Source organism: Streptomyces sp. NPDC054794 (assembly GCF_053611585.1).
The window spans coordinates 52,795-79,791 of sequence record NZ_JBSHAQ010000025.1 but is presented as its reverse complement, the minus strand read 5'-3'; the positions used below and the strand labels follow the sequence as shown (position 1 = coordinate 79,791).

26 protein-coding genes are annotated in these 26,997 nt (G+C 73.1%); 8 read left to right on the top strand and 18 right to left on the bottom strand.

All coding sequences use genetic code 11. The features are described from left to right. Window positions 1–3: 3 nt before the first annotated feature. On the top strand, window positions 4–1,452 hold the full coding sequence (locus ACWGKT_RS25690; RefSeq protein ID WP_453275545.1) for an ArnT family glycosyltransferase: 1,449 nt from the start codon (window positions 4–6) through the stop codon (window positions 1,450–1,452). Between the two features lie 29 nt (window positions 1,453–1,481). Here ACWGKT_RS25690 and ACWGKT_RS25685 read toward each other — a convergent pair whose 3' ends face one another. Continuing rightward, window positions 1,482–1,862: an NTP pyrophosphohydrolase gene (locus ACWGKT_RS25685; protein ID WP_453275544.1), complete on the bottom strand. Its 381-nt coding sequence runs from the start codon at window positions 1,860–1,862 to the stop codon at window positions 1,482–1,484. Window positions 1,863–1,965: 103 nt separating this feature from the next. On the opposite strand from ACWGKT_RS25685, the gene ACWGKT_RS25680 reads away from it, so the two are divergent. Next, window positions 1,966–2,982: a hypothetical protein gene (locus tag ACWGKT_RS25680; protein WP_453275543.1), complete on the top strand. Its 1,017-nt coding sequence runs from the start codon at window positions 1,966–1,968 to the stop codon at window positions 2,980–2,982. Window positions 2,983–3,133: 151 nt separating this feature from the next. Here the strand turns inward: ACWGKT_RS25680 and ACWGKT_RS25675 are convergent, their stop codons facing one another. From ACWGKT_RS25675 to ACWGKT_RS25655, 5 genes are all read right to left on the bottom strand, one after another. Then, complete coding sequence (locus ACWGKT_RS25675) at window positions 3,134–5,263, bottom strand: 3-hydroxyacyl-CoA dehydrogenase NAD-binding domain-containing protein (protein WP_356153562.1); 2,130 nt, start codon at window positions 5,261–5,263, stop codon at window positions 3,134–3,136. Continuing rightward, window positions 5,260–6,477, bottom strand: coding sequence for a thiolase family protein (locus ACWGKT_RS25670; protein ID WP_184969671.1), 1,218 nt, complete (start codon window positions 6,475–6,477; stop codon window positions 5,260–5,262). The genes ACWGKT_RS25675 and ACWGKT_RS25670 overlap by 4 nt, the downstream gene beginning before the upstream one ends. Window positions 6,478–6,754: 277 nt before the next feature. Further along, on the bottom strand, window positions 6,755–8,050 hold the full coding sequence (locus ACWGKT_RS25665) for an HRDC domain-containing protein (protein ID WP_453275542.1): 1,296 nt from the start codon (window positions 8,048–8,050) through the stop codon (window positions 6,755–6,757). Between the two features lie 252 nt (window positions 8,051–8,302). Next, window positions 8,303–8,962 carry a response regulator transcription factor gene (locus ACWGKT_RS25660; RefSeq protein WP_235460195.1) on the bottom strand — a complete coding sequence of 220 codons (660 nt, stop codon included), beginning with the start codon at window positions 8,960–8,962 and terminating at the stop codon, window positions 8,303–8,305. 282 nt (window positions 8,963–9,244) lie between these two features. After that, window positions 9,245–9,922 carry a DUF3000 domain-containing protein gene (locus ACWGKT_RS25655; protein ID WP_356153556.1) on the bottom strand — a complete coding sequence of 226 codons (678 nt, stop codon included), beginning with the start codon at window positions 9,920–9,922 and terminating at the stop codon, window positions 9,245–9,247. A gap of 96 nt (window positions 9,923–10,018) precedes the next feature. Between ACWGKT_RS25655 and hemE the strand changes: the two genes are divergently transcribed. Then, complete coding sequence (gene hemE / locus ACWGKT_RS25650) at window positions 10,019–11,086, top strand: uroporphyrinogen decarboxylase (protein WP_453275541.1); 1,068 nt, start codon at window positions 10,019–10,021, stop codon at window positions 11,084–11,086. Window position 11,087: 1 nt separating this feature from the next. Here hemE and ACWGKT_RS25645 read toward each other — a convergent pair whose 3' ends face one another. Further along, complete coding sequence (locus ACWGKT_RS25645) at window positions 11,088–11,912, bottom strand: rhomboid family intramembrane serine protease (protein ID WP_453275540.1); 825 nt, start codon at window positions 11,910–11,912, stop codon at window positions 11,088–11,090. Between the two features lie 92 nt (window positions 11,913–12,004). Here ACWGKT_RS25645 and ACWGKT_RS25640 point away from each other — a divergent pair, with 92 nt between their 5' ends. Further along, entirely contained in the window at window positions 12,005–12,289 is a 285-nt protein-coding gene (locus tag ACWGKT_RS25640) for a hypothetical protein (RefSeq protein ID WP_235460202.1), read from the top strand. Here the strand turns inward: ACWGKT_RS25640 and ACWGKT_RS25635 are convergent. Further along, entirely contained in the window at window positions 12,286–13,686 is a 1,401-nt protein-coding gene (locus ACWGKT_RS25635; protein WP_356153547.1) for an FAD-dependent oxidoreductase, read from the bottom strand. The two genes, ACWGKT_RS25640 and ACWGKT_RS25635, sit on opposite strands and share 4 nt — an antisense overlap. Window positions 13,687–13,724: 38 nt before the next feature. Beyond that, window positions 13,725–14,708, bottom strand: a complete 984-nt coding sequence (locus ACWGKT_RS25630) for a DUF4349 domain-containing protein (RefSeq protein ID WP_453275539.1) — start codon at window positions 14,706–14,708, stop codon at window positions 13,725–13,727. Between the two features lie 170 nt (window positions 14,709–14,878). On the opposite strand from ACWGKT_RS25630, the gene hemG reads away from it, so the two are divergent. Together hemG and hemQ are read left to right on the top strand one after the other, a co-directional pair. Beyond that, entirely contained in the window at window positions 14,879–16,333 is a 1,455-nt protein-coding gene (gene hemG, locus ACWGKT_RS25625; protein WP_453275538.1) for a protoporphyrinogen oxidase, read from the top strand. 5 nt (window positions 16,334–16,338) lie between these two features. After that, complete coding sequence (gene hemQ, locus ACWGKT_RS25620; protein WP_356153538.1) at window positions 16,339–17,070, top strand: hydrogen peroxide-dependent heme synthase; 732 nt, start codon at window positions 16,339–16,341, stop codon at window positions 17,068–17,070. Between the two features lie 115 nt (window positions 17,071–17,185). Here the strand turns inward: hemQ and ACWGKT_RS25615 are convergent, their stop codons facing one another. From ACWGKT_RS25615 to ACWGKT_RS25585, 7 genes are all read right to left on the bottom strand, one after another. Continuing rightward, window positions 17,186–18,829, bottom strand: a complete 1,644-nt coding sequence (locus ACWGKT_RS25615; RefSeq protein ID WP_453275537.1) for an alpha/beta hydrolase — start codon at window positions 18,827–18,829, stop codon at window positions 17,186–17,188. Between the two features lie 148 nt (window positions 18,830–18,977). Then, window positions 18,978–19,763: a TIGR04222 domain-containing membrane protein gene (locus tag ACWGKT_RS25610; RefSeq protein WP_356154277.1), complete on the bottom strand. Its 786-nt coding sequence runs from the start codon at window positions 19,761–19,763 to the stop codon at window positions 18,978–18,980. A gap of 96 nt (window positions 19,764–19,859) precedes the next feature. Further along, window positions 19,860–20,633 carry a DUF4142 domain-containing protein gene (locus tag ACWGKT_RS25605; protein WP_356154279.1) on the bottom strand — a complete coding sequence of 258 codons (774 nt, stop codon included), beginning with the start codon at window positions 20,631–20,633 and terminating at the stop codon, window positions 19,860–19,862. 99 nt (window positions 20,634–20,732) lie between these two features. Then, window positions 20,733–22,079: a DUF692 domain-containing protein gene (locus ACWGKT_RS25600; RefSeq protein ID WP_453275536.1), complete on the bottom strand. Its 1,347-nt coding sequence runs from the start codon at window positions 22,077–22,079 to the stop codon at window positions 20,733–20,735. 134 nt (window positions 22,080–22,213) lie between these two features. Further along, window positions 22,214–22,822 carry a TIGR03086 family metal-binding protein gene (locus ACWGKT_RS25595; RefSeq protein WP_453275535.1) on the bottom strand — a complete coding sequence of 203 codons (609 nt, stop codon included), beginning with the start codon at window positions 22,820–22,822 and terminating at the stop codon, window positions 22,214–22,216. A gap of 107 nt (window positions 22,823–22,929) precedes the next feature. After that, complete coding sequence (locus ACWGKT_RS25590; protein WP_453275534.1) at window positions 22,930–23,568, bottom strand: TetR/AcrR family transcriptional regulator; 639 nt, start codon at window positions 23,566–23,568, stop codon at window positions 22,930–22,932. Beyond that, window positions 23,565–24,296 (bottom strand): peptidyl-tRNA hydrolase, encoded by a 732-nt coding sequence (locus ACWGKT_RS25585; protein ID WP_453275533.1) that lies wholly within the window; start codon window positions 24,294–24,296, stop codon window positions 23,565–23,567. Before ACWGKT_RS25585 ends, ACWGKT_RS25590 begins: the two co-directional genes overlap by 4 nt. 35 nt (window positions 24,297–24,331) lie before the next feature. Between ACWGKT_RS25585 and ACWGKT_RS25580 the strand changes: the two genes are divergently transcribed. Next, window positions 24,332–25,204 carry an ABC transporter ATP-binding protein gene (locus tag ACWGKT_RS25580; protein ID WP_453275532.1) on the top strand — a complete coding sequence of 291 codons (873 nt, stop codon included), beginning with the start codon at window positions 24,332–24,334 and terminating at the stop codon, window positions 25,202–25,204. Continuing rightward, the gene (locus ACWGKT_RS25575) at window positions 25,201–25,872 is read left to right on the top strand and encodes an ABC transporter (protein ID WP_453275531.1); all 672 of its coding nucleotides are present in this window, start codon (window positions 25,201–25,203) and stop codon (window positions 25,870–25,872) included. Before ACWGKT_RS25580 ends, ACWGKT_RS25575 begins: the two co-directional genes overlap by 4 nt. Here the strand turns inward: ACWGKT_RS25575 and ACWGKT_RS25570 are convergent. Then, window positions 25,864–26,055 carry a hypothetical protein gene (locus ACWGKT_RS25570; RefSeq protein WP_356154297.1) on the bottom strand — a complete coding sequence of 64 codons (192 nt, stop codon included), beginning with the start codon at window positions 26,053–26,055 and terminating at the stop codon, window positions 25,864–25,866. The genes ACWGKT_RS25575 and ACWGKT_RS25570 overlap by 9 nt on opposite strands. An 18-nt stretch (window positions 26,056–26,073) precedes the next feature. Next, window positions 26,074–26,925 (bottom strand): polysaccharide deacetylase family protein, encoded by an 852-nt coding sequence (locus ACWGKT_RS25565; RefSeq protein ID WP_356154300.1) that lies wholly within the window; start codon window positions 26,923–26,925, stop codon window positions 26,074–26,076. Window positions 26,926–26,997: the final 72 nt, after the last annotated feature.

The following is a 26,997-nucleotide window of genomic DNA, read 5'->3' as shown; positions in this document are numbered from 1 at the left end:
CCCATGCTCGCCGCACCCCTCGCCCCACCACGGTCCGTAGTCGTACGGAAGGCGTACTGGGCGAGACTGCTGCCGCAGCTGGCGGCCCTGGCCTGTATCACCCGGGTGCCGTCCTTCGTACGGCCGCTGTGGAACCCCGACGAGGGCTATCTCGCCGTACAGGCCCGGATGCTGGCGCACGGCGGCCGGCTGTACGAGACGGTCGTGGACCGCAAGCCGCCGCTCGTGCCGTGGCTGTACGAGGCGGCCTTCGCGCTGTACGGCTCGGCGTCGCTCACGCCGGTCCGGATCCTCGCGGTCCTCGCCCAACTGGTCACCGCCGTGCTGCTGGCCTCGCTGGCCCGGCGCCGCTGGGGCGACACCGCGGGCCGGACGGCCGGGATGCTCTATCTGCTGGTCTCCGTCGGGCTCAACCCCGAGGACGCGCAGGCCGCCACCTTCGAGGTGTTCACCCTGCCCTGCGCGGCCGCCGCGATGTGGTGCGCGGACCGCCGCCGCTGGGGCGCCGCCGGGACGGCCGTCGCCTGCGCCTTCCTCGCCAAGCAGACCGGCGGGGCGGTCCTGCTGCCGGTGGCGCACCTCCTGCACCGCCGCGGCTCCCCGCCCGGCGGCGTGCTGCGGCTGGCCGCCGGACTGGTCGTCCCGGTGCTGTGCGCGGCCCTGGTCACGGACCCCGCCGGCTTCCTCTTCTGGACCGTCACCGGCTCGGCGGCCTACGCCACCCTCACCGGCTCCGAACTCCACATCCTGCTCCGGGGCCTGACCAACACGGCGATCCTGGCGGTGGCCTGCGCGGGCCTGATCCCGCCGGTCGTACGGATGCCGCGGCCGGCCCGAACGGGCTCGGCGGACCTGTGGCTGTGGCTGGCGTCCTCGGCCGGAGCCGTCCTGCTCGGCTTCCACTTCTTCGGCCACTACTTCCTGCAACTCACCCCGCCGCTGGCCCTGCTGGCGACGGCCGCGCTGCGGACACTGCCCCGCGAACGACTCACGGCCGCGCTGCTCACCTCGGCCTGCTGCTGCTCCCTGTTCCTGACCTGGGGCCTGCTCGCCCCCCGCCCCGAACTCGCCCACGCCCAGCGCCTGGCCGCCGCGGTCGCGCAGCGCACGACACCCGCCGACCGTGTCCTGTTCTGGGGCATACACCCGGAGACGTACTGGCTCGCGTCCCGCACCCCCGCCAGCCGCTACCTCACCGCCGGGCTCCTCACCAACTACAGCGGCGGCCGCAACGGCCCCCAGGTCGGCGAGAAGTACGCCGTCCGGGGCGCCTGGCCCGTCTTCCGCGCGGAGATGGCCGCCCGGGCGCCCGCCCTGGTGGTCGACGACTCCCGGGGCGAGCCGTACGCCCCGGACCGCGTACCGACCCTGCGACGGCTGCTGACGGCACGCTACGCGGAGGTGGCGAGGGTGGACGGCGCGGTGCTCTACGCGCGGGTGCCCGAGCGGTAGCCGCGCGCGGGCGAGTGTGACGGGAGGACCTAGGGACGGCCGCCCAGCACCGCGCGCGGCCCGGTCACCTCGGCGCCCAACTCCGCCACCCGGCCACGCAGTTCGCGGTCGGCCGTGATGACCAGGCAGGGCCGCCCGGGGGCCTCGGCGACCAGCTCGACGATCCGGTCGTCCCCGCTGCCCGGCGCCGACTCCACCCGTACGCCGGGCACGGACTCCACTCCGCGGGCCGCGCCCTCCACCACCAGCACGATCTCCACGGGGCGGGGACGGCCGGGCAGCCCCTCCGAGCCCAGCCGGTCCCGCAGCCGCTCCGCGGCGCCCTTGCGGTCCCGCCACCAGCCGTCGGGCACCGACCCGACCACGTTCGCGGCGTCGACGATCACGAGCAGCGGGTCTTCGAGGTCCATGGGCCCAGGGTCGCACGGCACACCGGCCCGTTCATCCGCCGCTACGGCGACCGGGCAGGGGGGTGCGCCAAGGCCGACGACACGCGCCGCTTAAGGTGAACCGGTGAACGGCGACTGGCTCATACGCGGCCGCGACGGCCGACTCAGTGTCTACCTGCCGTCGGGCGAGGCCGTCCTGTGCCGGGCGGAACGCGGCCCCGGCGGTCCCTGGGGCATCGCACGCAAGGTGGGCGGCGATCAGTTGCTGCACCCGGTGCTCGCCGTCGTCCAGGGCCCGGACCGTTACGCCCATCTGGTCTCCTGGCGGCCCACGGGCAAGGTCGAGTCGGGCCTCGTGCACTCCACGCACTTCCGCCCGCACCTGGCCGCCCTGGACTGGCACCCGATCGGCCACCCCGACAAGAAGGGCATCCGCACCGGCCCGCCCGCGGTCGCGGTGGACGCACAGGGCCGGGCCCATGTCTTCGTCCGCAACAGCGGCGGCGGGGTGAGCCTGCTCACCCAGAAGGAGAAGGGCGGCTGGAACCCCTGGTGGGACCTGAAGGGCCGGGACGTCCAGGGCGAACTGGCGGCGGTCACGGGCGAGTCCGGGCGGGTCGAGCTGTACGCGGCCGTCCCCGGCGCCCTGCTGCACTGGCGCCAGGAGGAGCCCGGCGCGCAGCCGGTCCTTCAGGAGGCGATGGAGGCCTCCGTCCGCCCGGACACCCTGCACGCGCTGGCCACGTCCGCCGACAGCACCACCCTCTTCTACACCGACGACTCCGGTGACCTGTGCGTCTGGCGGCCCGGCGGCAAGCCCACCGCCGTACTCGCCGCCGCAGGCCCCGGGCCGGTGTCCGCCGTCCGCTGTGAACTCGACGGCCACGACTGCACCCTGCTCGCCCAGCGTTCGGCGAGCGGCCGGGTGGCCTTCGCCGCCTATCCGACGGAGGACGAGTCGGCCGGCGCCTGGTGGACCGAGTCCGGGCCGTCCCTGCCGGCCGATGCCCTGGTCCGCGTCACGCTGGACGAGGACGGCCGGGTCGTCGCGGCATCGTTGTCACCGTCGACCGGCACCCTCCTGCTGACCCGCCGCAAGGAGGAGCCAGGCCTGGCCCTGGAGGCCTGGCGGGAGATCTGACCCGTCGGCACATCTCAGCCCGTCCGGCGTTTGAGGGGACGAGGCCGTTCAGGCCGAAAGGGGGTGCTGGGGGCACAGCCCCCAGCACCGAAGCACAGGGTGCCCGCACCCCCCAACGGGAGTACGGGCACCCGGCCGAATCAGCGAAGCGTCACGCCGGGACGCTGGCGACGCCCGGCGCCAGGAACTTCTTGCCGTTCACGCGCTCCGAGACACCCTCGCGGTCCAGGTACGGCGTGATGCCGCCCAGGTGGAAGGGCCAGCCGGCGCCCGTGATCAGGCAGAGGTCGATGTCCTGGGCCTCGGCCACGACGCCCTCGTCGAGCATCAGACCGATCTCCTGCGCCACCGCGTCCAGGACGCGGGCCCGGACCTGCTCCTCGGTCAGGACCACATCGCCCTGCTTGAGCAGCGCGGCGACCTCGGGGTCCAGCTCCGGCTTGCCGCTGTCGTAGACGTAGAAGCCGCGCTTGCCCGCCTTGACGACGGCCGCGAGGTTCGGGGAGACCGTGAAGCGGTCCGGGAAGGCCCGGTTGAGGGTCTCCGAGACGTGCAGACCGATCGCGGGACCGACCAGCTCCAGCAGCACCAGCGGGGACATCGGCAGGCCGAGCGGCTCGATGGCCTTCTCGGCGACCTCGACCGGGGTGCCCTCGTCGATGACGTTCTGGATCTCGCCCATGAAGCGGGTCAGGATGCGGTTCACGACGAACGCCGGGGCGTCCTTGGTGAGGACCGCGGTCTTCTTCAGCTTCTTGGCGACGCCAAAGGCCGTGGCCAGCGAGGCGTCGTCGGTCTGCTCGCCCCGGACGATCTCCAGGAGCGGCAGGACGGCGACCGGGTTGAAGAAGTGGAAGCCCACGACCCGCTCGGGGTGCTGGAGCTTCGACGCCATCTCCGACACCGACAGGGAGGAGGTGTTGGTGGCGAGGATCGCGTGCGCCGGGGCGACCGCCTCGACCTCCGCGAACACCTGCTGCTTGACGCCCATCTCCTCGAACACGGCCTCGATGATGAAGTCCGCGTCGGAGAAGCCCTCGGCCTTGTCCAGGACACCGGTGACCAGTGCCTTGAGGCGGTTGGCCTTGTCCTGGTTGATCCGGCCCTTGCCCAGCAGCTTCTCGATCTCGGCGTGGACGTAGCCCACACCCTTGTCGACGCGCTCCTGGTCGATGTCGGTCAGCACGACCGGCACCTCGAGGCGGCGCAGGAAGAGCAGGGCGAGCTGCGAGGCCATCAGGCCCGCGCCGACCACGCCGACCTTGGTGACCGGGCGCGCCAGGTTCTTGTCCGGGGCGCCGGCCGGGCGCTTCCCGCGCTTCTGCACCAGGTTGAACGCGTAGATGCCGGAGCGCAGTTCGCCACCCATGATCAGGTCGGCGAGCGCCTTGTCCTCGGCGTCGTAGCCCTGCTGCAGGTCGCCGTTCTTGGCGGCGGCGATGATGTCCAGGGCGCGGTAGGCGGCCGGGGCAGCGCCGTGCACCTTGGAGTCCGCGATGAAGCGACCCTTGGCGACGGCCTGGTCCCAGCCCTCGCCGCGGTCGATCACCGGGCGCTCGACCTCGACGTCGCCCTTGAGGACGTTCGCCGTCCAGAGCAGCGACTGCTCCAGGAAGTCGGCGCCCTCGAAGATGGCGTCGGCGATGCCCAGGTCGAAGACCTGCTGGCCCCCCAGCTGCTTGTTCTGATTCAGGCTGTTCTCGATGATCACCGAGACGGCCTTGTCGGCGCCGATCAGGTTCGGCAGGATCGCGCAGCCGCCCCAGCCCGGGACCAGACCCAGGAAGACCTCGGGGAGGGAGAACGCCGGGATCGCCTTGGAGACGGTCCGGTAGGAGCAGTGCAGGCCGACCTCGACGCCGCCGCCCATCGCCGCACCGTTGTAGTACGCGAAGGTCGGGACCGCGAGGCCCGCGAGGCGCTTGAAGACCTCGTGGCCGCCCTTGCCGATGGCGAGCGCGTCCTCGTGCTTCTTCAGCAGCTCGACGCCCTTGAGGTCGGCGCCGACCGCGAAGATGAACGGCTTGCCGGTGATGCCGACGCCGACGATGTCACCGGCCGCGGCCTCCGCCTCGACCTGGTCGATGGCGGTGTTGAGGTTCGCCAGCGAGGCCGGGCCGAAGGTGGTCGGCTTGGTGTGGTCCAGGCCGTTGTCCAGCGTGATGAGCGCGAAGCGCCCGGCGCCGAACGGCAGGTCGAGGTGGCGTACGTGCGCGGACGTCACGACCTCGTCGGGGAACAGCTCGGCCGCACCCTTCAAAAGCTCAGCGGTGGTGCTCACTTGTCCCCCTCGAAGTGCGGGTTCTCCCAGATGACCGTCGCGCCCATGCCGAAGCCGACGCACATGGTGTTCAGGCCGTAGCGGACGTGCGGCTGCTCCTCGAACTGGCGGGCCAGCTGCGTCATCAGACGGACGCCGGAGGAGGCCAGCGGGTGGCCGTAGGCGATGGCGCCGCCGTACTGGTTGACGCGCGCGTCGTCGTCGGCGATGCCGTAGTGCTCCAGGAAGGCCAGGACCTGGACGGCGAAGGCCTCGTTGATCTCGAAGAGACCGATGTCGGAGATGGACAGCCCCGCCTGGGCGAGGGCCTTCTCCGTGGCCGGGATCGGGCCGTAGCCCATGACCTCGGGCTCCACGCCGGCGAAGGCGTAGGAGACCAGGCGCATCTTGACCGGCAGGTTGTTCTCGCGGGCGAAGTCCTCGCTCGCGATGATCGAGGCGGTGGCGCCGTCGTTCAGACCGGCCGCGTTACCGGCGGTGACCCGGCCGTGGACGCGGAACGGGGTCTTGAGGCCCTGCAGGTTCTCCAGGGTCGTACCCGGGCGCATCGGCTCGTCGGCCGTGACCAGGCCCCAACCGGTCTCGCCGGCCTCGGCGTTGGTGCGGCGCACCGAGATCGGCACCAGGTCCTGCTGGATCTTGCCGTCGGCGTACGCCTTGGCGGCCTTCTCCTGCGAGCGCACGGCGTACTCGTCGGCGCGCTGCTTGGTGATGGTCGGGTAGCGGTCGTGCAGGTTCTCGGCGGTCATGCCCATGAACAGGGCGGACTCGTCGACCAGCTTCTCGCTGACGAAGCGCGGGTTCGGGTCCACGCCCTCGCCCATCGGGTGGCGGCCCATGTGCTCGACACCACCGGCGATGACGGCGTCGTAGGCGCCGAAGGCGATCGAACCGGCGGTGGTCGTCACGGCGGTCAGGGCGCCGGCGCACATGCGGTCGATCGAGTAGCCCGGGACGGACTGGGGGAGACCGGCGAGGATGCCGGCGGTGCGGCCGAGGGTCAGGCCCTGGTCGCCGATCTGCGTGGTCGCGGCGATGGCGACCTCGTCGATCTTCTTCGGGTCGAGACCGGGATTGCGGCGCAGCAGCTCCCGGATCGCCTTCACGACGAGGTCGTCGGCGCGGGTCTCGTGGTAGATGCCCTTCGGGCCCGCCTTGCCGAACGGGGTGCGGACGCCGTCGACGAAGACGACATCCCTGACGGTACGAGGCACGATGGCTCTCCTCCAGGGTGCGGGATGGCACTGCTGCGATGCGCTGAGCGCGCGCTCAGGCTCATGCTACTTATGAGTAACGTAGCTGCACAGTCCCGGAGGCCGGAGCGGCGAAGGTCACATCCGCGCGGGGGGAGCACGAAGGGGACGGCCGCCCAGGTGGGCCGCTCCGTCCCCTTCCACTTCCGCCCCGGACCGTCGTCCGAGCTTGGCGTGATCTCGACGTGCCGGTTCCGCTTGCGCGGGCCCCGCAGAGCCCGCCGGGCGGCGTCGGCCGTCAGGAACTCGGGGGCTCCTTGACCGCCAGCGCGGTCACCAGCGTCGGCGCCACCTGCTCCACCTGCCAGGCGCGGGCGCCGTACCCGGCGAGCGCCGCCGCCACAGACTCGTCGTCGAGGGACTTCGGCGGCTCCCAGCACAGCCGTCGCACGGTGTCGGGCGCGATCAGGTTCTCCTGGGGCATCGTGAGCCGCTCGGCCACCGCCGAGACCGCGGCCCGCGCGGCGGCGAGCCGAGCCGCGGCGGCCGGGTCCTTGTCGGCCCAGGCCCGGGGCGGCGGCGGCCCGGTGACCGCCTGTCCCGGCTGCGGCAGCTGCCCCTCGGTCAGCGCCTTCACGCGGTCCACGGCGGCCTGCCACTGCTCCAGCTGCCGGCGCCCCATCCGGTGCCCGAACCCGTTCAGCGCCGAGAGCGCGTGCACGTTGGCGGGCAGGGCGAGCGCCGCCTCCACGATCGCGGAGTCGCTGAGCACCTTGCCCGGCGACACGTCGCGCCGCTGGGCGATCCGGTCCCGGGTCTCCCAGAGCTCCCGCACCACGCCGAGCTGCCGCCGCCGGCGCACCTTGTGCATCCCGGAGGTGCGCCGCCACGGGTCCTTGCGCGGCTCGGCGGGCGGCGCGGTCGCGATCGCCTCGAACTCCTGCCGGGCCCACTCCAGCTTGCCCTGCCGGTCCAGCTCCTTCTCCAGGGCGTCGCGCAGGTCGACGAGGAGCTCGACGTCGAGGGCCGCGTAGCGCAGCCAGGGCTCGGGCAGCGGCCGGGTCGACCAGTCGACGGCGGAGTGCCCCTTTTCGAGGACGTATCCGAGCACGCTCTCGACCATCGCGCCGAGGCCGACCCGCGGGAACCCGGCGAGACGGCCGGCCAGCTCGGTGTCGAACAGGCGGCTGGGCACCATGCCTATCTCGCGCAGGCAGGGCAGGTCCTGGGTGGCCGCGTGCAGCACCCATTCGACGCCGGACAGGGCCTCGCCGAGGCCGGAGAGGTCGGGGCAGGCGACGGGGTCGATCAGCGCGGTCCCGGCGCCCTCGCGGCGCAGCTGCACCAGATAGGCGCGCTGGCCGTAGCGGTAGCCGGAGGCGCGCTCGGCGTCCACGGCGACGGGGCCGGAGCCGGCGGCGAAGGCGGCGATCACCTCCGCCAGCGTGGCCTCGTCGGCGACCACCGGCGGAATGCCCTCACACGGTTCGAGCAAAGGGATCGGCGCCGCCGCAGAAGATTCGCCGTCGTCCGGAGGGGTCCCTCCGGTGATGCGCAGTGGCAGGTCTGCTGCGGTCTCTTGGGCGTCGGTCACCTGTCAAGGGTATCTGTGTGTGGACAGCGCCCGTCGACGGAACGTTCCGTCGACGGGCGCCAGAGGGTCGTAAACCAGTCAGGTCGGTGCAACATGCCGTTCACGTCGGTGAACGGCCAAGGCGGCTTAGGCGGGGAAGGCGGGGAAGGGGGGAGCGGGTGGGAAGAGGCGATCGAGGAGGCTGGGGGATTCGGGCGACGGAAGAACGAGTCGGCGGCGGAAGCGCAAGCGGAAGGGGAGTCGGGCGGCGGGTCAGTGGATGATGCCGGTGCGCAGGGCCACCGCGACCATCCCGGCGCGGTCGCCCGTGCCGAGCTTGCGGGCGATGCGGGCGAGGTGGCTCTTGACGGTCAGCGCGGACAGGCCCATCGAGACGCCGATGGCCTTGTTGGACTGGCCCTCCGCGACCAGGCGCAGCACCTCGACCTCACGGCCGGACAGCTCGCGGTAGCCGCCCGGGTGGCTCGGGGCACCCGGGGGGCGGCGGTGCATACGGGCGGCGGAGCCGAGGGGAGCGCCGCCCGGTCGGGTGGGGAGCCCGATGTTGGTGCGGGTGCCGGTCACGACGTATCCCTTGACCCCGCCGGCCAGGGCGTTGCGCACGGCGCCGATGTCGTCGGCGGCCGACAGGGCCAGGCCGTTGGGCCAGCCCGCGGCACGGGTCTCGGACAGGAGGGTCAGGCCGGAGCCGTCCGGGAGGTGGACGTCGGCGACGCAGATGTCGCGGGGGTTGCCGATGCGGGGACGAGCCTCCGCGATGGACGAGGCTTCGATGACATCGCGCACACCGAGCGCCCACAGATGGCGAGTGACGGTGGAGCGGACGCGCGGGTCGGCCACGACCACCATGGCGGTCGGCTTGTTCGGGCGGTAGGCGACCAGGCTTGCGGGTTGCTCAAGGAGAACGGACACCAGGCCTCCTGGGGTGCGGGACGGGGCCGGCTCTGGGGATGAAGCCGGGACGAACCGTGCTTTCAAGGTCACAGTCGTCTTCGGCACCAAACGCGTCCGCCTTTAGAGAATGATCACGATCTGGTGAGTAACAATCCGTGCAATTCGGACACGCGATCGATCATCCGAAGATCGAGTCGGTTCGGGCGGGTTCACTTACGGGACTGAAAGTGGCCGTATCGACAAAGAGATGGTCAACCAGATGATGATCAACCAGCAGGAGGCGAAAGCGGCGGGCGGACGTCAGCGGGGCTGCGGCCCCCGGCGCTGCGGCAGGGTCACCACCGAGGCGTCGCCGGGGGCGGCCGGCGGCAGCCCGGCGACCTGGGCCAGCAGGTCGCACCAGGCGGACAGGTGGGCCGCGGTGTCCGGGACCCCGCCCAGTCCCTCCCGCGGCGTCCACGAGGCGCGGATCTCGATCTGCGAGGCGGCGGGCCGCTCGGACAGCCCGCCGAAGTAGTGCGAACTCGCGCGCGTGACGGTGCCGCTCGCCTCGCCGTACGACAGCCCGCGCGCCTGGAACGCGCCGGTCAGCCACGACCAGCAGACCTCCGGCAGCAGCGGATCGGCGGCCATCTCCGACTCCAGCTCCGCGCGCACCAGCGTCACCAGCCGGAACGTTCCGTGCCAGGCCTCGTGGCCGGCCGGGTCGTGCAGCAGGATCAGACGCCCGTCGGCGAGGTCCTGGTCGCCGTCGACGACCGCGGCCTCCAGGGCGTAGGCGAAGGGGGCGAGCCGCTGCGGGGCGGGCGTCGGCTCCACCTCCACCTGCGGCCGCAGCCGAGCACAGCGCAGTGCCTCGACCGCGACCCGGAAGGGTGGCGGGGCCGAACCGTCTTTATCTCGGTCCGCCTCCTCCGTGCCCTTCGCGTCGTCCATCCCGCCAGCGCCGTCCGACAGTCGTCCCTGAGCCGCAGCCATGCGGGGAAGATTAAGGGAACGGACGCGCCGCGCAGGTCGAGACACCCCAGAAGGGCGCCGCCATGTCGGCTTCCGGGGCGTGCGAGACTTTTCGTCGTGAGTGCGAACGGAAGCCCCACGGGCCAGCAGCCGACAGCGACGTACGACAGTGCCTTCCTCAAGGCGTGCAGGCGTGAACCCGTGCCGCACACCCCCGTGTGGTTCATGCGCCAGGCCGGCCGTTCGCTGCCGGAGTACCACAAGGTGCGCGAGGGCATTCCGATGCTGGAGTCGTGCACACGGCCCGAGCTGGTCGCCGAGATCACCCTCCAGCCCGTCCGCCGGCACAACGTGGACGCGGCGATCTACTACAGCGACATCGTCGTCCCGCTCAAGGCCATCGGCGTCGACCTCGACATCAAGCCCGGCGTCGGACCGGTCGTCGCGCACCCGATCCGCACCCGCGCCGACCTCGCCCAGCTCCGCGACCTCACCCCCGAGGACGTCTCCTACGTCACCGAGGCCGTCGGCCTGCTCACCGCCGAGCTCGGCCCGACCCCGCTGATCGGCTTCGCCGGCGCCCCGTTCACCCTCGCGAGCTACCTCGTCGAGGGCGGCCCCTCGCGCACGTACGAGAACGCCAAGGCGATGATGTACGGCGACCCGGAGCTCTGGGCCGACCTGCTCGACCGCCTCGCCGACATCACGGGCGCGTTCCTCAAGGTGCAGATCGAGGCCGGCGCCTCCGCCGTCCAGCTCTTCGACTCCTGGGCCGGGGCGCTGGCACCCGCCGACTACCGTCGCTCGGTGCTGCCCGCCTCCGCGAAGGTCTTCGACGCCGTCGCCGGATACGGCGTCCCGCGCATCCACTTCGGCGTCGGCACCGGCGAACTGCTGAAGCTCATGGGCGAGGCCGGCGCGGACGTCGTCGGCGTCGACTACCGGGTCCCGCTCGACGAGGCCGCCCGCCGCGTCGGCCCCGGCAAGGCGCTCCAGGGCAATCTCGACCCGGCCGTCCTGTTCGCCGGCAAGGACGCGGTGGAGACCAAGGCGCGCGAGGTGCTCGACGCGGCCGCCGGTCTCGAAGGCCATGTCTTCAACCTGGGCCACGGCGTGATGCCGTCCACCGACCCGGACGCCCTGACCCGGCTCGTCGAGTACGTCCACACGCAGACCGCCCGCTGATTCACCACGTGTGCCGGGGCCGGGCCTGCCTGCCGAACAGCAGGCCGGGCGGCTCCGGCGGCGGTGGGGTGCCCGGGCGCAGCGGCAGGGCCAGCAGCATGCCCACGACGAAGCCGACCACATGCGCCGCGTACGCCACGGTCCCGGCGTCGGAGACGCCCTGGCCGGAGGAGTACACCGCCTGGAGCGCGAACCAGAAGCCCAGCACCAGCCAGGCGGGCAGCCGCAGCGGCAGGAAGATCAGGAACGGGACCAGGACCCAGACCCTGGCCCTCGGGAAAAGCACCAGATAGGCGCCCAGGACCCCGGCGATCGCCCCGGACGCGCCGATCAGCGGGTCGCCCGAGCCGTCGTTGAGCAGCGCGAAGCCGTACCCGGCCGCGTAGCCGCAGACGACGTAGAAGAGCAGGTACCGGACGTGGCCCATCCGGTCCTCGACGTTGTTGCCGAAGATCAGCAGGAACAGCATGTTGCCCAGCAGGTGCAGCCAGCTGCCGTGCAGGAACATCGCTGTGAAGACCGACAGTTCGGGGGACTTGTCGTAGCCCGCCGGTGCCACCACGCACCCCGGTCCGTGCGGGCCGATCCCCACGGCGCCGGTCGGGACCAGCCCAGGGAGCTGATGATGGATCAGCTCCCTGGGCACCGCCGCGTAGTGATCCATGAACGCCTGCAGATGGCACAGTTGAGCCAGATCGCTGCCGCCCGCCACGGAGCCGGCGATGCCCGGCGTCGACACGAAGACGAGCACGTTGGCGGCGATGAGCGCATAGGTCACCCAGGGGGTGCCGCGCACCGGATTCACGTCATGGACGGGGATGACCACACACAAGTACTGCCCCCGATTCGGCGCGCGAATCGGTGAACACGGCCGACCAGACGCCCGTATCACTCGTCAACCGACGTGAGGATCAGGCGATGAACGAGCGAGTTACTCCTCCGATGCACGCGCTGCCCGACGGGGAGGCCGAGCTCTCCCTTGTCGTACGGCTCCCCTGGGAAGACGTGGCCCGGCTCGGCCAGGAGGCCGGACGGCTGGCCGCGCAGACGCAGCGGCCCGTCACCCTGGACGAGGCGGTGAGCAACCGGCTGCGGTCCACCAGGCCGTCCGCCGCCCACGCCAAGCCCGCGGGGGAGCAGCCCGCCGCCACGTCGTCGGCCCCGAGCGTGACCTCCCTGCCCCGCATCAGCGGTACCGCCTAACAGATCCCCGCGCGCACCTTCGCCGCCGCTTTTCTCGCCGCGACCAGTACCGGGTCCCACACCGGCGAGAACGGCGGGGCGTAGCCCAGGTCCAGGGCCGTCATCTGTTCCACCGTCATGCCCGCCGTCAGCGCGACCGCGGCGATGTCGACGCGCTTGGCCGCGCCCTCCCTGCCGACGATCTGCATGCCGAGCAGCCGCCCGGTGCGGCGTTCGGCCAGCATCTTCACCGTCATCGGGGAGGCGCCGGGGTAGTAACCGGCGCGGCTGGTCGACTCGATGGTCACCGTCTCAAACTGGAGGCCGACCCGGCGCGCGTCCTTCTCCCGCAGGCCGGTGCGGGCGATCTCCAGGTCGCAGACCTTGCTCACCGCCGTCCCGACCACACCCGGGAAGGTGGCGTAACCGCCGCCGACGTTGGTGCCGATGACCTGGCCGTGCTTGTTGGCGTGGGTGCCGAGCGCGATGTGCCGGTCCTGCCCGGAGACCAGGTCGAGCACCTCGACGCAGTCCCCGCCGGCCCAGATGTCCGTGTGGCCGCGCACCCGCATCGCGCGGTCGGTGAGCAGGCCGCCGTGGCGGCCGAGGGGCAGCCCCGCCGCCCTCGCGAGCGCCGTCTGAGGGCGCACGCCGATGCCGAGCACCACCACGTCCGCCGGGTACTCGGCGTCGTCAGTGGCCACCGCCCGCACCCGGCCGTCCTGCCCGGTGAGCACCTTGGTCACCGTCGCGTCGTCGACCATGGTGATGCCCAGGCCGGTCATGGCCGTGTGCACCAGGCGGCCCATGTCCGGGTCGAGGGTGGACATGGGTTCCTTGCCGCGGTTGAGGACGGTCACCTCGTAGCCGCGGTTGATCAGGGCCTCCGCCATCTCGACGCCGATGTAGCCGGCGCCGACGACCACCGCGCGGCGCCCACGCGTGCCCGCCAGGGTGTCCAGCAGGGCCTGGCCGTCGTCGAGGGTCTGCACCCCGTGCACCCCGGGGGCGTCGACGCCGGGCATGTCCGGGCGGATCGGGCGGGCGCCCGTCGCGATCACGAGCTTGTCGTACGACGTCCAGTCCTCGGCGCCGGAATCGACGTCACGCGCGCGTACCCGCCGCCGGTCCACGTCGATCTCCGTGACCTCGGTGCGCATGCGCAGGTCGATGTCGCGCGCCCGGTGCTCCTCGGGCGTCCGCGCGATCAGCCGGTCCCGCTCGGGCACCTCGCCGCCGACCCAGTACGGGATGCCGCACGCCGAGAACGACGTGAAGTGGCCGCGCTCGAACGCCACGATCTCCAGCTCGGCGGGCCCCCGCATGCGGCGCGCCTGCGACGCCGCGGACATCCCCGCGGCGTCGGCGCCGATCACGACCAGCCGTTCCCTGTCGCCCCGTCCACCGCTCATGCTCATGGAGACCACGCTACGGGCACGGGGCAGGACGGGTCCGGTCAGCTCTCCTCGTCGGGCGCGTCCGGGCCGGCGGCCGGGCTCCGCGGCGCGCCCGGGGCCCCGGTCAGCGGGCCGAGCGCGGTCATGGCGGGCGCGGGCGTCGCGCGGCGCAGACGGGGGCGTACGACCCGCAGCCACAGCAGCACGAGCAGCCCGGCCAGGGCGGCGAACGGCAGCACGGCGCCGAGGGTGAGGGCGATCCAGCGCAGCATCGCGACGAAGACGTGCCAGCCGCCGGCCAGCGCGTCCACGAAGCCGGGCGAGTCGTCCTGCGCGGCCTTCTTCACCGGAGTCTCGGTCAGCGACAGGGTGATGGTGGCCAGGCTCGTGCGGTCCTTCAGGGACGACTGCTGGGCGAGCAGGGCCTCCAGGTCGGCCTCGCGGCTGCTCAACTCCCCTTCCAGGGTGACCACGTCACTGAGCTTGGTCGCCTTGTCCATCAGCTCGCGGACCCGGGCCACGCTGGCCCGCTGCGACTTGATGCGGCTGTCCACGTCCACCACCTGTTCGGTGACGTCCTGCGCGTTCGCGGTGCGGTCGATCAGCCTGCCCGCGCCCTGGAGGTCGGCGAGGACCTCGTCGTACTTCTCGACGGGGACACGCAGTACCACGCGGGTCCGTTCGTGGCCCCGGGTGTCGCGGCGGGTGCTCTCCTTGCCGACGTAGCCGCCCGCGTTCTCGGCGGTGGCGCGGGCCTCGTCCAGCGCCTTGGGCACGTCCTTGACCTGAACGGTGAGGGAGGCGGTGCGGATGATGTGGTTCGCGGTGAGGTCGGGTGCCTTGGCCCGGGCGGCGTGGGGGCCGCCCTTGCCGTCGGCGTCGGCCGCGAAGCTTCCCGAGTCTTCCTGTGCGGCCGCGCCCGCCGCGGACTTGGAGCCGCCGCCGGAGTCTTTCGCGCCGCTGCAGCCCGCGAGCGCGAGTGCGGCGGCGACCAGGATTCCGGCCAGGGCCTGGGCCGGTCGTGCGGAGCGTCGTGTGCGCATGGGATCGGTACCCCCGAGGGTCGTGACGACTGACGCTCCTTCGACGCCACGAGTGGCCCGCGCGTTTGACCGGGACGGTCCCGAGCCGGTCCCGATGCGGTCACGGTCGGGACTCGGCAGGGCCACATGGCCCTGGCGGGAATGTCGGTGCTGTCTGAGAAGGTGGAGCCATGAGCGGATCACGTACGGGCACGGGCCATGTCGTCGTCATCGGGGCCGGTATCGCGGGGCTGGCCGCCGCGCACCGGCTGCTGGAGCGCGGCGCGCGCGTGACCGTGCTGGAGGCGGGCCGCAGGCTCGGCGGCAAACTGCGGGCCGGGCAGATCGAGGGCGTACGGATCGACCTCGGCGCCGAGTCGATGCTGGCCCGCCGTCCCGAAGCGGTGGACCTCGCGCGCGCGGTGGGCCTCGCCGACCGCCTCCGCACGCCCGCCACCGCGACCGCCTCGATCTGGACCCGCGGCGCCCTGCGCCCCATGCCCAAGGGGCATGTGATGGGCGTCCCGGGCAGTGCGTCCGCCCTGTCCGGCGTGCTGTCCGACGAGGGCCTCGCCCGCATCGAGCGCGACGCCGACCTGCCCCGCACGGAGGTCGGCGAGGACGTGGCGGTCGGCGAGTACGTGGCGGCGCGGCTCGGCCGCGAGGTCGTCGATCGCCTCGTCGAACCCCTGCTCGGCGGGGTGTACGCGGGCGACGCCTACCGCATCTCGATGCGCTCGGCGGTGCCGCAGCTCTTCCAGGCCGCCCGGACCCACGACTCCCTGACCGAGGCCGTCCGCGAGATCCAGGCGAAGGCGGCGGCGAGCCCGCAGACCGGGCCCGTGTTCATGGGCGTCGAGGGCGGTGTCGGCACCCTGCCCGAGTCCGTCGCCGAGTCCGTCACCGCGCGCGGCGGCGAGATCCTCACCTCACGACCGGTGACGGAGCTGCGCCGGGACGCCGACGGCGGCTGGCGCGTGACGGCCGGCGACCGTGTCCTGCACGCCGACGCCGTGGTCGTCGCCGTGCCCGCGCCCGTGGCCGCCGAACTGCTGGCCGCCGAGTCCCCCGGGGCCGCCGCCGAGCTGCGTGCCGTCGAGTACGCCTCCATGGCCCTGGTGACCCTCGCCTACCGCCGCGACGCGGTCTCGCTGCCCGAGGGCAGCGGCTTCCTGGTCCCGCCCGTCGACGGCCGCACCATCAAGGCGTCGACGTTCTCCTCCCAGAAGTGGGGCCCGTCCGCCGGGGACGACCCGGACATGGTCGTCCTGCGCACCTCCGTCGGGCGGTACGGCGAGACGGAGATCCTCCGGCACGAGGACGCCGACCTCGTCGAGGTGTCCCGGCGGGACCTCAAGGCGGCCACCGGTCTCGACGCCACGCCCGTGCGGACCGTGGTGACCCGCTGGACCGACGGCCTGCCCCAGTACCCGGTGGGTCACCACGCGCGCGTGGCCCGCGTCCGCGAGCAGGTCGCGAAGTTGCCCGGCCTCGCCGTGTGCGGCGCGGCGTACGACGGCGTCGGCATCCCGGCGTGCATCGCCAGCGCGTACGCCGCCGTGGACCAGCTGGGCGGCGACCTCGGCGGTGTGCAGGAGCTCACCGCCAACCCGGTGCAGAGCCTTCACGGCGGAGCGGGAGAATAAGGGACATGAGTGACGACGCCCCCACCACCGAGTCCGGCAGGATCCCGAACAAGGGCAAGCTGGCCAAGGACCTCAACGAGGTCATCCGCTACACCCTCTGGTCCGTCTTCAAGCTGAAGGACGTGCTGCCGGAGGACCGCGCGGGTTACGCCGACGAGGTCCAGGAGCTGTTCGACCAGCTCGCCGCCAAGGACGTGACCATTCGCGGCACGTACGACGTGTCCGGTCTGCGCGCCGACGCCGACCTCATGATCTGGTGGCACGCCGAGACGAGCGACCAGCTCCAGGAGGCGTACAACCTCTTCCGCCGGACGAAGCTGGGCCGCGCGCTGGAGCCCGTCTGGTCGAACATGGCGCTGCACCGCCCCGCCGAGTTCAACCGCTCGCACATCCCGGCGTTCCTCGCCGACGAGACGCCCCGCAACTACGTGAGCGTCTACCCGTTCGTGCGCTCCTACGACTGGTACCTGCTGCCCGACGAGGACCGCCGCCGCATGCTCGCCGACCACGGCAAGATGGCCCGCGGCTACCCGGACGTGCGCGCCAACACGGTCGCCTCGTTCTCGCTCGGCGACTACGAGTGGATGCTGGCCTTCGAGGCCGACGAGCTCTACCGCATCGTCGACCTCATGCGCCACCTGCGCGCCTCGGAGGCCCGCATGCACGTCCGCGAGGAGGTCCCCTTCTTCACCGGTCGCCGCAAGTCGGTGGCCGAGCTGGTCGAGGGTCTCGCCTGACGCCGTCGGCGTGCTCCGCCCGGCCGGGGGTCCGGGGGTCGTCCCCCGGATGATGCAGCACGGGGCGCCGCAAGTCGGTGGCCGAGCTGGTCGGGGGTCTCGCCTGACGCGCTGATCAGCGCTGGTCGGCCTTGCCCTTCAGGGACTCCCGCAGCTTCTGCTTGCGGGTGCGGTCGGCCGGCGTCTCAGGCTTCGGCTCCGGGCGCGCCGCACACGCGGCGCGCCGCCCCGGCAGCCGGCCCTCCAGCAGGTACGCGTCGAGGTAGGCGTTGACGCACTCGTTCGGCCCGCCCGCGAGGCCGTGCGTGCCGGAGTCCCGCTCGGTCACCAGCACCGAGTCGGCCAGCCGCCGGTTCAGCTCCAGCGCGCCGTCGTAGGGCGTGGCCGCGTCCCGCTCGGCGGCCAGGATCAGCGTCGGCGCCAGCTCACCCGCCCCGGTGCGCACGTCGAGCGGCCGCTGCCGGGGTGCCGGCCAGTAGGCGCACGGCAGGTTCGTCCACGCGTTGTCCCAGGTCTCGAAGGGCGCGACGCGCGCGAGCCGGGTGTTGTCGCGGTCCCACACCGTCCAGTCGGTGGGCCAGGGCGCGTCGTTGCACTCGACGGCCGTGTAGACCGCGTTCGCGTTCTCCGCCTCGACGGCCGCCTCCGTGGCCGGACCGGCGATCTTGACCAGCGGCTTCGGGTCGCCCTTCAGATACGCCGACAGCGCCTCGGCGCTGCCCGGCCAGTAGTCGTCGTAGTACCCGGCCGTCAGGAACGCGCCCTGCAACTGCCCCGGCCCGACCGTGCCGCCCGCCGGCTCGGCGGCCAGCCGCGCCCGCGCCTTCTCGTAGCTGTCGCCCACCTTCTCGGCCGTGGCGCCGAGCCCGTACACGTCGTCGTGCCGGGCGGCCCACTCGCGGAAGTCGGCCCAGCGGCTCTCGAACGCGGCCGACTGCTCCAGGTTGTTGCGGTACCAGATCTGCCCGGGGTCCGGGTTCACCGCCGAGTCGAGCACCATCCGCCGCACGTGCGAGGGGAACAGCGTCGCGTACACGGCCCCGAAGTAGGTGCCGTACGAGGCCCCCATGAACGTGATCCGGTCCTCGCGCAGCGCGGCGCGCACGACGTCCAGGTCGCGGGCGTTGTTGAGCGAGGTGTAGTGGCGCAGCCCGCTCCCGGACCGCTGGGCGCAGCCCTTCGCGTACGCCTTCGCCCGGGCGATGCGTTCCTTCTTGTACGACTCCGAGGGGTAGGTCGGTGCCTGCGAGGGCCCCGTGAAGAAGCGCTTGGGGTCCTCGCAGGACAGCCGTGCCGAACGGTTCACCCCGCGCGGGGTGTAGCCGACGAGGTCGTAGGCGGCCGCGATCCGCTTCCACTCGGGCAGCGCCCCGATCAGCGGGAAGCCGAGGCCGGAGGCGCCGGGACCGCCCGGGTTGTAGACGAGGGCGCCCTGCCGGGGCACCTTCCGCTTGCTGTTGTGCGGGTCCTTGTGGGTGGCCTCGATCCGGCTCACGGTCAGCTTGATCTGCTTGCCGCGGGGGCGCGTGTAGTCCAGCGGGACGCTCACCGTGCCGCAGCGCAGGGCGGCGGGCGCGTGCTCCTCGGCCGGGCAGGTGCCGAAGTCGATGCCCTCGGTGCGGGCGCGCTCGGCGGCCAGCCGGGTGCCGCGCAGTTCGGCCGCCGCGACCGAGCTGCCGGCGGCGCCGCCGGCCGGGGCCGCGGCCAGGGTGGTCAGGAGCAAGGACCCGGCGGTGCAGTAGAGGGCGGCGGCTCGCATGGCGTATCCCTTCGGTGCACGGGGCACGGGCACCGCAGTACGGACACTGTGGCGACCATAGGGATGTTTCGTGCGGTCGTTGGCGAAGGCAAGCACCGTCCGGCCGGTGTCGGGCGCAATGCCCCTTATGCGCCGCCGGGCGGTGGCCTCACTCGTGCCAGGGCTGGTCGCGGTGCGCGAAGGCGGCGCGCAGCTCCGGCTCGCCGACGGCCCGGATCCCGCGGACGGCGACCGAGGTCAGGTACGTGCGGTCGTCCACGGCGCCGCCGGGCCGCCGGGTCAGGGTGCCGAGCAGCCGCTGGCCGGCCGGGGAGGCCCAGGGCGAGTACGGGTGCGCCTCGACCCGGGCTATCGCCAGACAGCTGAGGGTCAGGATGAGGGGAAGCGCGAACCAGACGGCGACCAGATCGCGCGGCATCTCGGTCTGAGCCGGCATCAGCAGCGCGGTCACGCCGAGCGCGAGGACGGCCAGGGCGGCGGCCCGCACCTGGCGCAGCCCGGCCCCGACGGTCGTCCGGGCGCCGTCCGGCACCGCGAGCCCCGCCTGGACCAGACCGTCGGCGAGAGAGCGTACGGCGTCCGCCCCAGCCGCCGCGGACCGCACCGGCTCTATGCGGGACTGTCCCTCCGGTCCGATGGCCCCTATGACCGACCGCTCCATCTCGTCCCGCCCACGCGGGTCGACGACGGTCGCCCAGCCGGTGTGCGCGAGCAGCAGCCGCCGCTGGCGCGCCATGGAGACCAGGGTGAGATCGGCGACCCGGGCGGGGCCGCCGGACAGGAACGCCGCCTCGTACAGCGTCAGATCGTGCCCCTGGGCCGCGGTCGTGTCGTCCGTGTCGACGGCCGCCGCGCGTACGGCGGCCAGGCACAGCCGAGTGCACGCGGTGCCGGCGACGGCCCAGGCCAGCAGCAGGAGAAGGACCCAGAACATGACGTGTTTCTATGCCAGGGGCCTGGGAAACGCCATGCCCTTTTCGCCATCCGGGCGGAGTGTTGCCGGTCCGTGACGTTCCGTTTCCCGTCCAGGTCAGGGGCTGTTCGTCGGCGGTGGGCCGGTGACGGCCGGCGGGAGCGTGTAGGTCGGGGAGGGCGAGGGGGCGATCGGGACGGCCGCCCCGGGGTCGGTCAGCGGCGGGGTGCCGGTGCCGGCCGGCGGGCTGGTCGCGGCCAAGTCCCGGGCCAGGTGGGCGAAGTCGACGTTGCCGGTCGCCTCCAGGACCTTGATGTGGTCGAGGACGGTCGTGTTGGCGTCGTCGGCGAGCCCGCGCACCAGCGAGTTCTGGGTACTGGCCCGGACCTGGGCCACGACGGAGAACACCTTGCCGTGGGCGAACCGCAGGATGTTGGCGAACTGTCGGTCGAAGTCCTGCCCCTGCGCCGCGCTCAGCGTGGCCAGCCACTGCTTCTGCTGGTCGTTGGGCTCGTTGGGCAGCCCGAGCCCGAGCCGCTGGGCGACCTCGCGCACCCGCTGGTCGAGGAAGGTGTGCCCGTCGATCAGGTGCTGCCCGGCGGTCCGCACGGCATCGGTGGTGCCCTTGCCCTGCGCCAGCTGCCCGGCGGGCAGCTCCCACAGGCCGGCCAGCCGGACCTTGGTGACGAAGTCCCGGTCCAGCGCGGACAGCGGTCCGTACGGGGTCTGCACGGTCTCGGCGCTCAGTACGTTCGCGCCGGTCACTCCGGATCGGTCGGCGTACGACCAGATCGGAAAGACCAACGCCACGAGGGTCGCCGTCAGGCCGGCGATGATGAGCCCGGTGCCGTTGAATATGCCTCGGCCCTTGATCGGGGGTCGCGGTCGCATGGTGCCTCCTGCACCGCACGCCAGTACGCTTCGGGTGCGGGATCCGCATAGTACTGCGGTCAGGGGCACGGCCCCGATGGCACCTGGCAGCACCGCGGCTCACCCCTTGCGCAGCAGCACCTTCCGCGCCGCCCGGACTACCCGCACGACCGGCCGCCGGGACAGTGGCACCGGACCCGACCGCTCCAGCCACCACTCCCGCAGCGCCCGCCGCACCGCCGGGTCCTCGACGCGCCGCTCGCCCAGCAACCGCCCGGCGAAGTCCAGCGCGTCCCGCCGGTACCCCCCGGTCATCGGATGCGCCTGCGCATAGCCGAGGAACGCCTGCCGGTACCCGTCCCCGAGGATCCCCGGCAGCTCGGGCGCGACCTTCGCCACCACGTCGGCCCGCTTCGCGGCCAGCGCCCGCGCCTGTACGCCCATGCGCACCCGGTCGAACCCCTCGGGCACGGGCGTCCCGGCGACGAGCGAGGACAGCACGGCGGCCTGCGCAAGCCCGAGCCGCTCCCGGGCTGCGTCCCGTGAGCCGCCGAGGGCTCCGCCTGCTTCACCGCCGCCCGCAGCGCCCGTGCCCTGCGCCGACGGGTCCGAGGTGGCGGGTGCGGAGTGCGGTTTGGCCGTCGTGCGTCCCGCCGTCACTGCCTGGCGGATCGCCTCCACCTCCCGCTCCATCTCCGCCGGCTCGGGGAAGTTCTCGTCCCGCTCCAGCAGGACGCCGGGCGGTGCGACCCGGGAGGCGAGGTCGGTCAGGATGTCGAGGACCGGGCGCGGGACCGGGTGGGCGTGGCTGTCGTGCCAGACGCCGTCGCGCTCGAAGCCGCCCGCGACATGGACGTACGCGATGGCCTCCAGCGGCAGCTCGGCGAGCGCCTTGGCCGGGTCCTCGCCCCGGTTGACGTGGTTGGTGTGCAGGTTCGCCACGTCGATGAGGAGCCGCACGCCGGTCCGGTCGGCCAGCTCGTACAGGAACTGGCCCTCGGTCAGCTCCTCGCCGGGCCAGGAGATCAGCGCGGCGATGTTCTCCACGGCCAGCGGCACGGGCAGCGCGTCCTGCGCGATGCGCACGTTCTCGCACAGCACGTCGAGCGCGTCCCGGGTGCGGGGCACGGGCAGCAGATGCCCCGCCTCCAGCCGCGGCGAGGCGGTCAGCGGCCCGCCCGCCCGGACGAACGCGATGTGCTCGGTGACCAGCGGCGAGCCCAGCGCGGCCGTCCGCTCGGCGAGGGCCGTCAGCCGCCCCGCGTCGGGCCGGTCCGCGTCCCCGAGGCCGAGCGAGACGCCGTGCGGGACCACGGTCACCCCGCGCTCGCGCAACCGCAGCAGCGACTCGGGGAGGTGCCCGGGGCAGACGTTCTCCGCCACGACCTCGACCCAGTCGATGCCCGGCATGCGCTCGACGACGTCGGCGATCTCCGGCCGCCAGCCGATTCCCGTACCCAGTCGCATGGTCGCTTCCCCCTCCTCCGAGTGACGGGGGTATGGCCCCGAAGCGCGGCGCCGAACCTCGTTGCCCGCCGCTTCAGAGCAACATTTGAGGTTCGGCGCCGCACTCTGCCGACGCGCTCCGGGCGCCGGGGGACTCACCCCCGTACGGGCCACCGCCCCGGCTCCCGGCCCAGCAGGCGCAGCGCCTCCTCGAGTGGACCGGACCCGTCCGGCACTTCCAGTGCCGGGGCGAAGGCGAACCCCGGGCCCCGGCGTTCGGGGGCGGCCGGTACCCGTCGGGCCACGGCGAGGGCCGCGCCGAGGACGTCGTCCGGCAGTTCCAGGCCGACGCCCAGGGTCGCGGCGACGTCCCAGGCGTGCACCACGTAGTCGACGAAGTGGAAGCTCATCGCCTGCCGGCCCGGGAAGCCGGCGCCCAGCTCCGCCAGCATGAACTCCCGTTGCGTCGCGCCCGGTTCGGCGAAGGCCGCGAGGACGGCGGCGGCGGCGTCCCGGTGCACGCGCGCCGGTTCGCCCATGTCCGCCGGCTCCCGCCAGTGGGCCGCCTCCCCTCCGGCCCCGCGCGCGGCCGCCGCGAACCCGAGGTGCTGCGCGGTCATGTGCGCCACCAGCCGCCGCAGGTCCCACCCCGCACACGGGGTGTCCCGGCCCCAGTCGTCCTCCGCCGCCAGCCCCACCACCCGTAGGGCCTCATGTACGGCGATCCGGTCGAGCTCCACGATGTCCGTTCCGGTGACAGTCATACGGTCACCGTAAAACTATACGAACGATCGTGCTACTTGTTTATGAGACCGAAGCCGAAGCCGAGACCGAAGCCCATGCCGAAACCGCCGCCCACGGTGCGGGCGGCTCAGTCGGCCCGCGGCACCGGCACCCCGTCCACCGCCGCGCCCCGCAACCGCGCGGCGATGCCCACCCGGGCCCTGCGGTAGACGCCCTCCTCGTCGTGCAGCACCGAGACGGCGTTGGCGGTCTCCATCAACGCCACCATCTCGAAGGCCAGTTGGGGGGCATCGGTGTCGGGACGCAGCTCGCCCGCGGTGCGGGCCTCGTCGATCGTGCGCTCCACCAGCGCCGTCCAGTACCGCTGCGCGTGCACCACCGCGTCGTGCACCGGACCGGTACGCGCGTCGTACTCGGCGATGACCCCGTAGAAGAAGCAGCCGCCCGGAAAGACCCGCCCGCGCGAGTACTCCAGCCACAGCTCGCACAGCCGCCACACCCGGCCGATCCCGGCCGGTGTCTCCTCGGCGGGCCGGACGACCCGCTCGGCGAAGATCCGGCCCGCCTCGCGCACGGTGGCGAGCTGAAGCTCCTCCTTGGACCCGAAGAGCGCGAACACCCCGCTCTTGCTGAGCCGCAGTTCGCCGGCCAGCCGTCCGACGGACAGCGCCTCCAGCCCCTCGACGGAGGCGATGTCGACGGTGCGGCGCAGCACCGCCTGCCGGGTGCGGTTGCCCCGTTCCACCCTGCCGTCGAGCCGAGTCACCCCGACGCCCCCTGACGAAGCGCCGGGTGGTCGGCCACGACGGTGCAGGAGCCGGGCGCGATCTCGGTGAAGCCCGCGTCACGGACCACCGGCAGTCCGCTGTCGGTCAGCGCGCGCCAGTGGGCGCGGTCTGCGGTGCGTACGGAGAGCGGGAAACCGGCGTCGCGCCAGGCGGCCCGCTCCTCGTCGGACAGTTCCCACCAGGCGAGTTGGGCACCGTGGCCCGCCTGGGCCATCGCCTTCCCGGCCGACATGTCCAGGTCGGGGCTCATCCACAGCACCGGCTGGGCGCGGTCGGGGTCCACGGGCGGCTCCGGGTCGTCGAGCTCGGTGCCGGACACCTGGAGCTTCGCCAGGTCCTTGGGCCAGCCGTCCAGCGGTACGGGCGGGAAGACCCGTACGTGAGCCGACTTGCCGGTGACCGTGATCCCGGGCAGGGTCTCCGCCCGCCGCCACTCCGAGCCGCGGGCCCGGCGCACCACCTTGCGGATCCGCGCGTCCTGCCAGTCCCGTACCGCGGACGCCCATTCCGCGTCCCCGAGCGCCCGCTCGTCACTCAGCAGCGTGAGCACGGAACGGGCGGCGGTCTCCAGCGCATCTGTACGGGCGGGCGGCGCCGACCGCTCGATCCGTACGACCAGCGGCAGCACGAACTGCGGTGCCGCGTCGCGTGCGGAACGCTCGGACCGGAAGGGACTGTCAGCGGGGGATGTCGCATCGTGGCTCACACCGGCCAACCCTACGGCCGGACGAAAATAACCTCATGCAACGTGATCTACAGCTGGCCCGCGTGGGCCGCCGCTACAGCGTACGCGGCCCCTGGGTGTTAAGAGGCGTCGACCTCGCCATCACCCCCGGCACCCTCGTCCGCGTGGAAGGAGCCAACGGCACCGGCAAGTCCACCCTGCTCCGCCTCCTCGCCGGACTCGACGCCCCCACCGAGGGCCGCATCACCGGCCGCCCCCGCACGGCGTACGTCCCGGAGAGGTTCCCGGCGGCCCTGCCCTTCACGGCCGTCGGCTATCTGACCCACCTCGGCACCATCCACGGCCTGTCCCGCCGCACGGCGGCCCGCGCCGCCGAGGACTGGCTGGAGCGGTTCGGCGCGGGCCCCTACGCGCGCACGCCGATGGCCCAGCTGTCCAAGGGCAGCAGCCAGAAGGTCGCCGTGGCCCAGGCCCTGCTCGCCGAGCCGGAACTGCTCGTGCTGGACGAGGCCTGGACCGGCCTCGACGTGGCGGCCCGGGACGAGCTGGAGCGGGCGGTCGCCGAGCGCACCGCCGCCGGGGGCGCCGTGGTCTTCGTCGACCACGACCCGCGCCGCCTCGCGGGGGCGCCCGACGCCACGTACACGGTGGCCGAGGGCACCCTCAACCTCCGTACGGAGAAGGAGGGTTCACCGGCCGGCCCGCACGCCGTCGTCACCGTGCAGGGCGCACCGGGCGGACAGCTGCCCCCCGACGCGGGCCGGATGCTCACCTCGGCCGACGAGACGACGCCCGGCACCTACCGGCTCACCGTCCCCGTGTCCCACTCCGACGTCCTGCTCCGCGCCCTGCTGACGGCCCGCCCGCCCTGGCACGTGGTGAGCGTGAGCACCGGCGGCTGGGCTCCCGACCCCGAAAGCCGCTCATGACCGCCCTGCTGCGCTACCAGGCCGCGCTCCTCGTACGCTCCCAGCGCTGGCTGCCGCCGTTCCTCCTGTACGCCGCGTTCCTGGCCGTCGGCGTGCAGAGCGGCCAGCCGGTGCTCGACTCGCTCGGCTACGCGTCCGCGGCCCTGCTGCCCGTGGCCGCCTGGCTGGTGCGGATCTGTGTCACCAACGAGCCGCCCGCGGCCCGTGCCTGCGTCGCCGCCGCGACCGGCCCCGGCCGGGCCCACCTGGCCGCCCTGCTGACGGCGCTCGGCGCGGCGGCGGCCCTGGGCACGGCGGCGACGCTGGTCGTGGCGCTGATCAGCGATCCCGCCACCAACGGCCACCGCACCCATGTGCCGCCCCTGGAGTCCGCCGCGGCCGGCGTCCTCGCCGCCCTGGCCTGCGCGCTGCTGGGCTCGGCCGTCGGCGCGCTCACCAACCCGCCGCTGCTGCGCTCGCCCGGCCGCGCCGTGCCCGCGATGCTGCTGGCCGCGCTGCTCTCGGTGGTCCTCGCGGGCTCCCCGGCCCAGGCCGCGGTGAGCGGTCTGGTCACCGGCTCGCAGTCCGGCCGGGTTCCGGTACCGCTGCTGCCACTGGCCGCGGCGGCCGTGCTGGCGACCGCGGCCTTCGCCGTGGCCTGCGCGCTCACCGGCCGCCGCTCACCCTGAGCAGGCGGTTCGCTGTGCCTCCTGCCACTCGCACCGGGGGCACAGCGTGATGCCCTTGTACGACTCCGGGTACTCCGTCGGCTCGCGACACAGCACGCACTCCGCGTACGGCGGTCCCTCCGCGACCGGCGGCCTGGTGGCGTCGATGCTCGTGCAGTAGGTCTCGTCGTCCTGGTCGCTCATGCCTCCAGCGTAGGCAGGTCAGGAGCGGCCGCCGGACTGCCCGATCAGGTCGGACACCTTGACGAACCGGAAGCCGCGCTTGCGCAGCTCGGGCACGACGGTGCGGACGGCGGTCTCGGTGGTCGGGGCGGCGCTGCGCGTGCAGTGCATCACGACCACGGACCCGGGCTTCACCCCGTCCAGCACCTGCCGGGCCACCGCGTCGGCGTCGGTGGCGAACGCGTCGCCGCTCACCACGTCCCACTGCACCGCGGTGACGTGCAGTTCGTCGAGCGCGCGCAGTGCCTGCCGGTCGTAGCAGCCGCCGGGGAAGCGGAAGTACGGCAGCGGTTGCGGCACGCCCGCCCTGCGGAAGGCGGTGTACGCCCGCTGCACGTCCGTCCGCATCTGGTCCGCGTCGACGGTCGGCAGGCCGTAGCAGTCACCGGTGAACGCGTAGTGGCTGTAGGAGTGGTTGGCGACCTCGAACAGCGGGTCCCGGCCGATGGAGCGGGCCTCGGCCGGGTACTCGTCGGCCCATCGGCCGGTCATGAACACGGTGGCCGGAACCTTCAGCCCGCGCAGGGTGGAGATCAGCTCAGGGTTGTCGAAGTGCTCGCCGGTGGCCGCGCGGTGCCCCTGGTCGGCGGTCATGTCGGCGTCGAAGGTGAGGGCGACGGTCTTGCCCAGGTTGCGCGGGCCGTTGAAGAAGACCGGGGTGAGGCCGTTCGGGCCGGGGGCGAGGGTGGGTGGCCGGGAGGCGGAGGGCGCGGGATGCGCGGGGGCCGGGCGGGCGGCGTGGGGTGCGCCCCCGATGCCGCAGGCGGCGACGGTGGCGAGGGCGGCACTCAGGGCGAAGGCGGTGGTGACGCGGCGTACGAGAGTGAACACGGTATGAAGATATGACTGCAAAACAGGCAAAACACCCAACGCGCCCCGCGGGCCTCCCGCGGGTCACCCGCC

What these genes read in the sequence shown, in the direction of transcription:
- ACWGKT_RS25690 (WP_453275545.1), top strand. Translation starts at nt 4, where the DNA reads ATGCTCGCCGCACCCCTCGCCCCACCACGGTCCGTAGTCGTACGGAAG.
- ACWGKT_RS25685 (WP_453275544.1), bottom strand. Translation starts at nt 1,862, where the DNA reads ATGGACCTCGAAGACCCGCTGCTCGTGATCGTCGACGCCGCGAACGTG.
- ACWGKT_RS25655 (WP_356153556.1), bottom strand. Translation starts at nt 9,922, where the DNA reads ATGGCTGCGGCTCAGGGACGACTGTCGGACGGCGCTGGCGGGATGGAC.
- ACWGKT_RS25640 (WP_235460202.1), top strand. Translation starts at nt 12,005, where the DNA reads ATGAACGAGCGAGTTACTCCTCCGATGCACGCGCTGCCCGACGGGGAG.
- ACWGKT_RS25635 (WP_356153547.1), bottom strand. Translation starts at nt 13,686, where the DNA reads ATGAGCATGAGCGGTGGACGGGGCGACAGGGAACGGCTGGTCGTGATC.
- ACWGKT_RS25630 (WP_453275539.1), bottom strand. Translation starts at nt 14,708, where the DNA reads ATGCGCACACGACGCTCCGCACGACCGGCCCAGGCCCTGGCCGGAATC.
- hemG (WP_453275538.1), top strand. Translation starts at nt 14,879, where the DNA reads ATGAGCGGATCACGTACGGGCACGGGCCATGTCGTCGTCATCGGGGCC.
- hemQ (WP_356153538.1), top strand. Translation starts at nt 16,339, where the DNA reads ATGAGTGACGACGCCCCCACCACCGAGTCCGGCAGGATCCCGAACAAG.
- ACWGKT_RS25615 (WP_453275537.1), bottom strand. Translation starts at nt 18,829, where the DNA reads ATGCGAGCCGCCGCCCTCTACTGCACCGCCGGGTCCTTGCTCCTGACC.
- ACWGKT_RS25610 (WP_356154277.1), bottom strand. Translation starts at nt 19,763, where the DNA reads ATGTTCTGGGTCCTTCTCCTGCTGCTGGCCTGGGCCGTCGCCGGCACC.
- ACWGKT_RS25605 (WP_356154279.1), bottom strand. Translation starts at nt 20,633, where the DNA reads ATGCGACCGCGACCCCCGATCAAGGGCCGAGGCATATTCAACGGCACC.
- ACWGKT_RS25600 (WP_453275536.1), bottom strand. Translation starts at nt 22,079, where the DNA reads ATGCGACTGGGTACGGGAATCGGCTGGCGGCCGGAGATCGCCGACGTC.
- ACWGKT_RS25595 (WP_453275535.1), bottom strand. Translation starts at nt 22,822, where the DNA reads ATGACTGTCACCGGAACGGACATCGTGGAGCTCGACCGGATCGCCGTA.
- ACWGKT_RS25580 (WP_453275532.1), top strand. Translation starts at nt 24,332, where the DNA reads ATGCAACGTGATCTACAGCTGGCCCGCGTGGGCCGCCGCTACAGCGTA.
- ACWGKT_RS25575 (WP_453275531.1), top strand. Translation starts at nt 25,201, where the DNA reads ATGACCGCCCTGCTGCGCTACCAGGCCGCGCTCCTCGTACGCTCCCAG.
- ACWGKT_RS25570 (WP_356154297.1), bottom strand. Translation starts at nt 26,055, where the DNA reads ATGAGCGACCAGGACGACGAGACCTACTGCACGAGCATCGACGCCACC.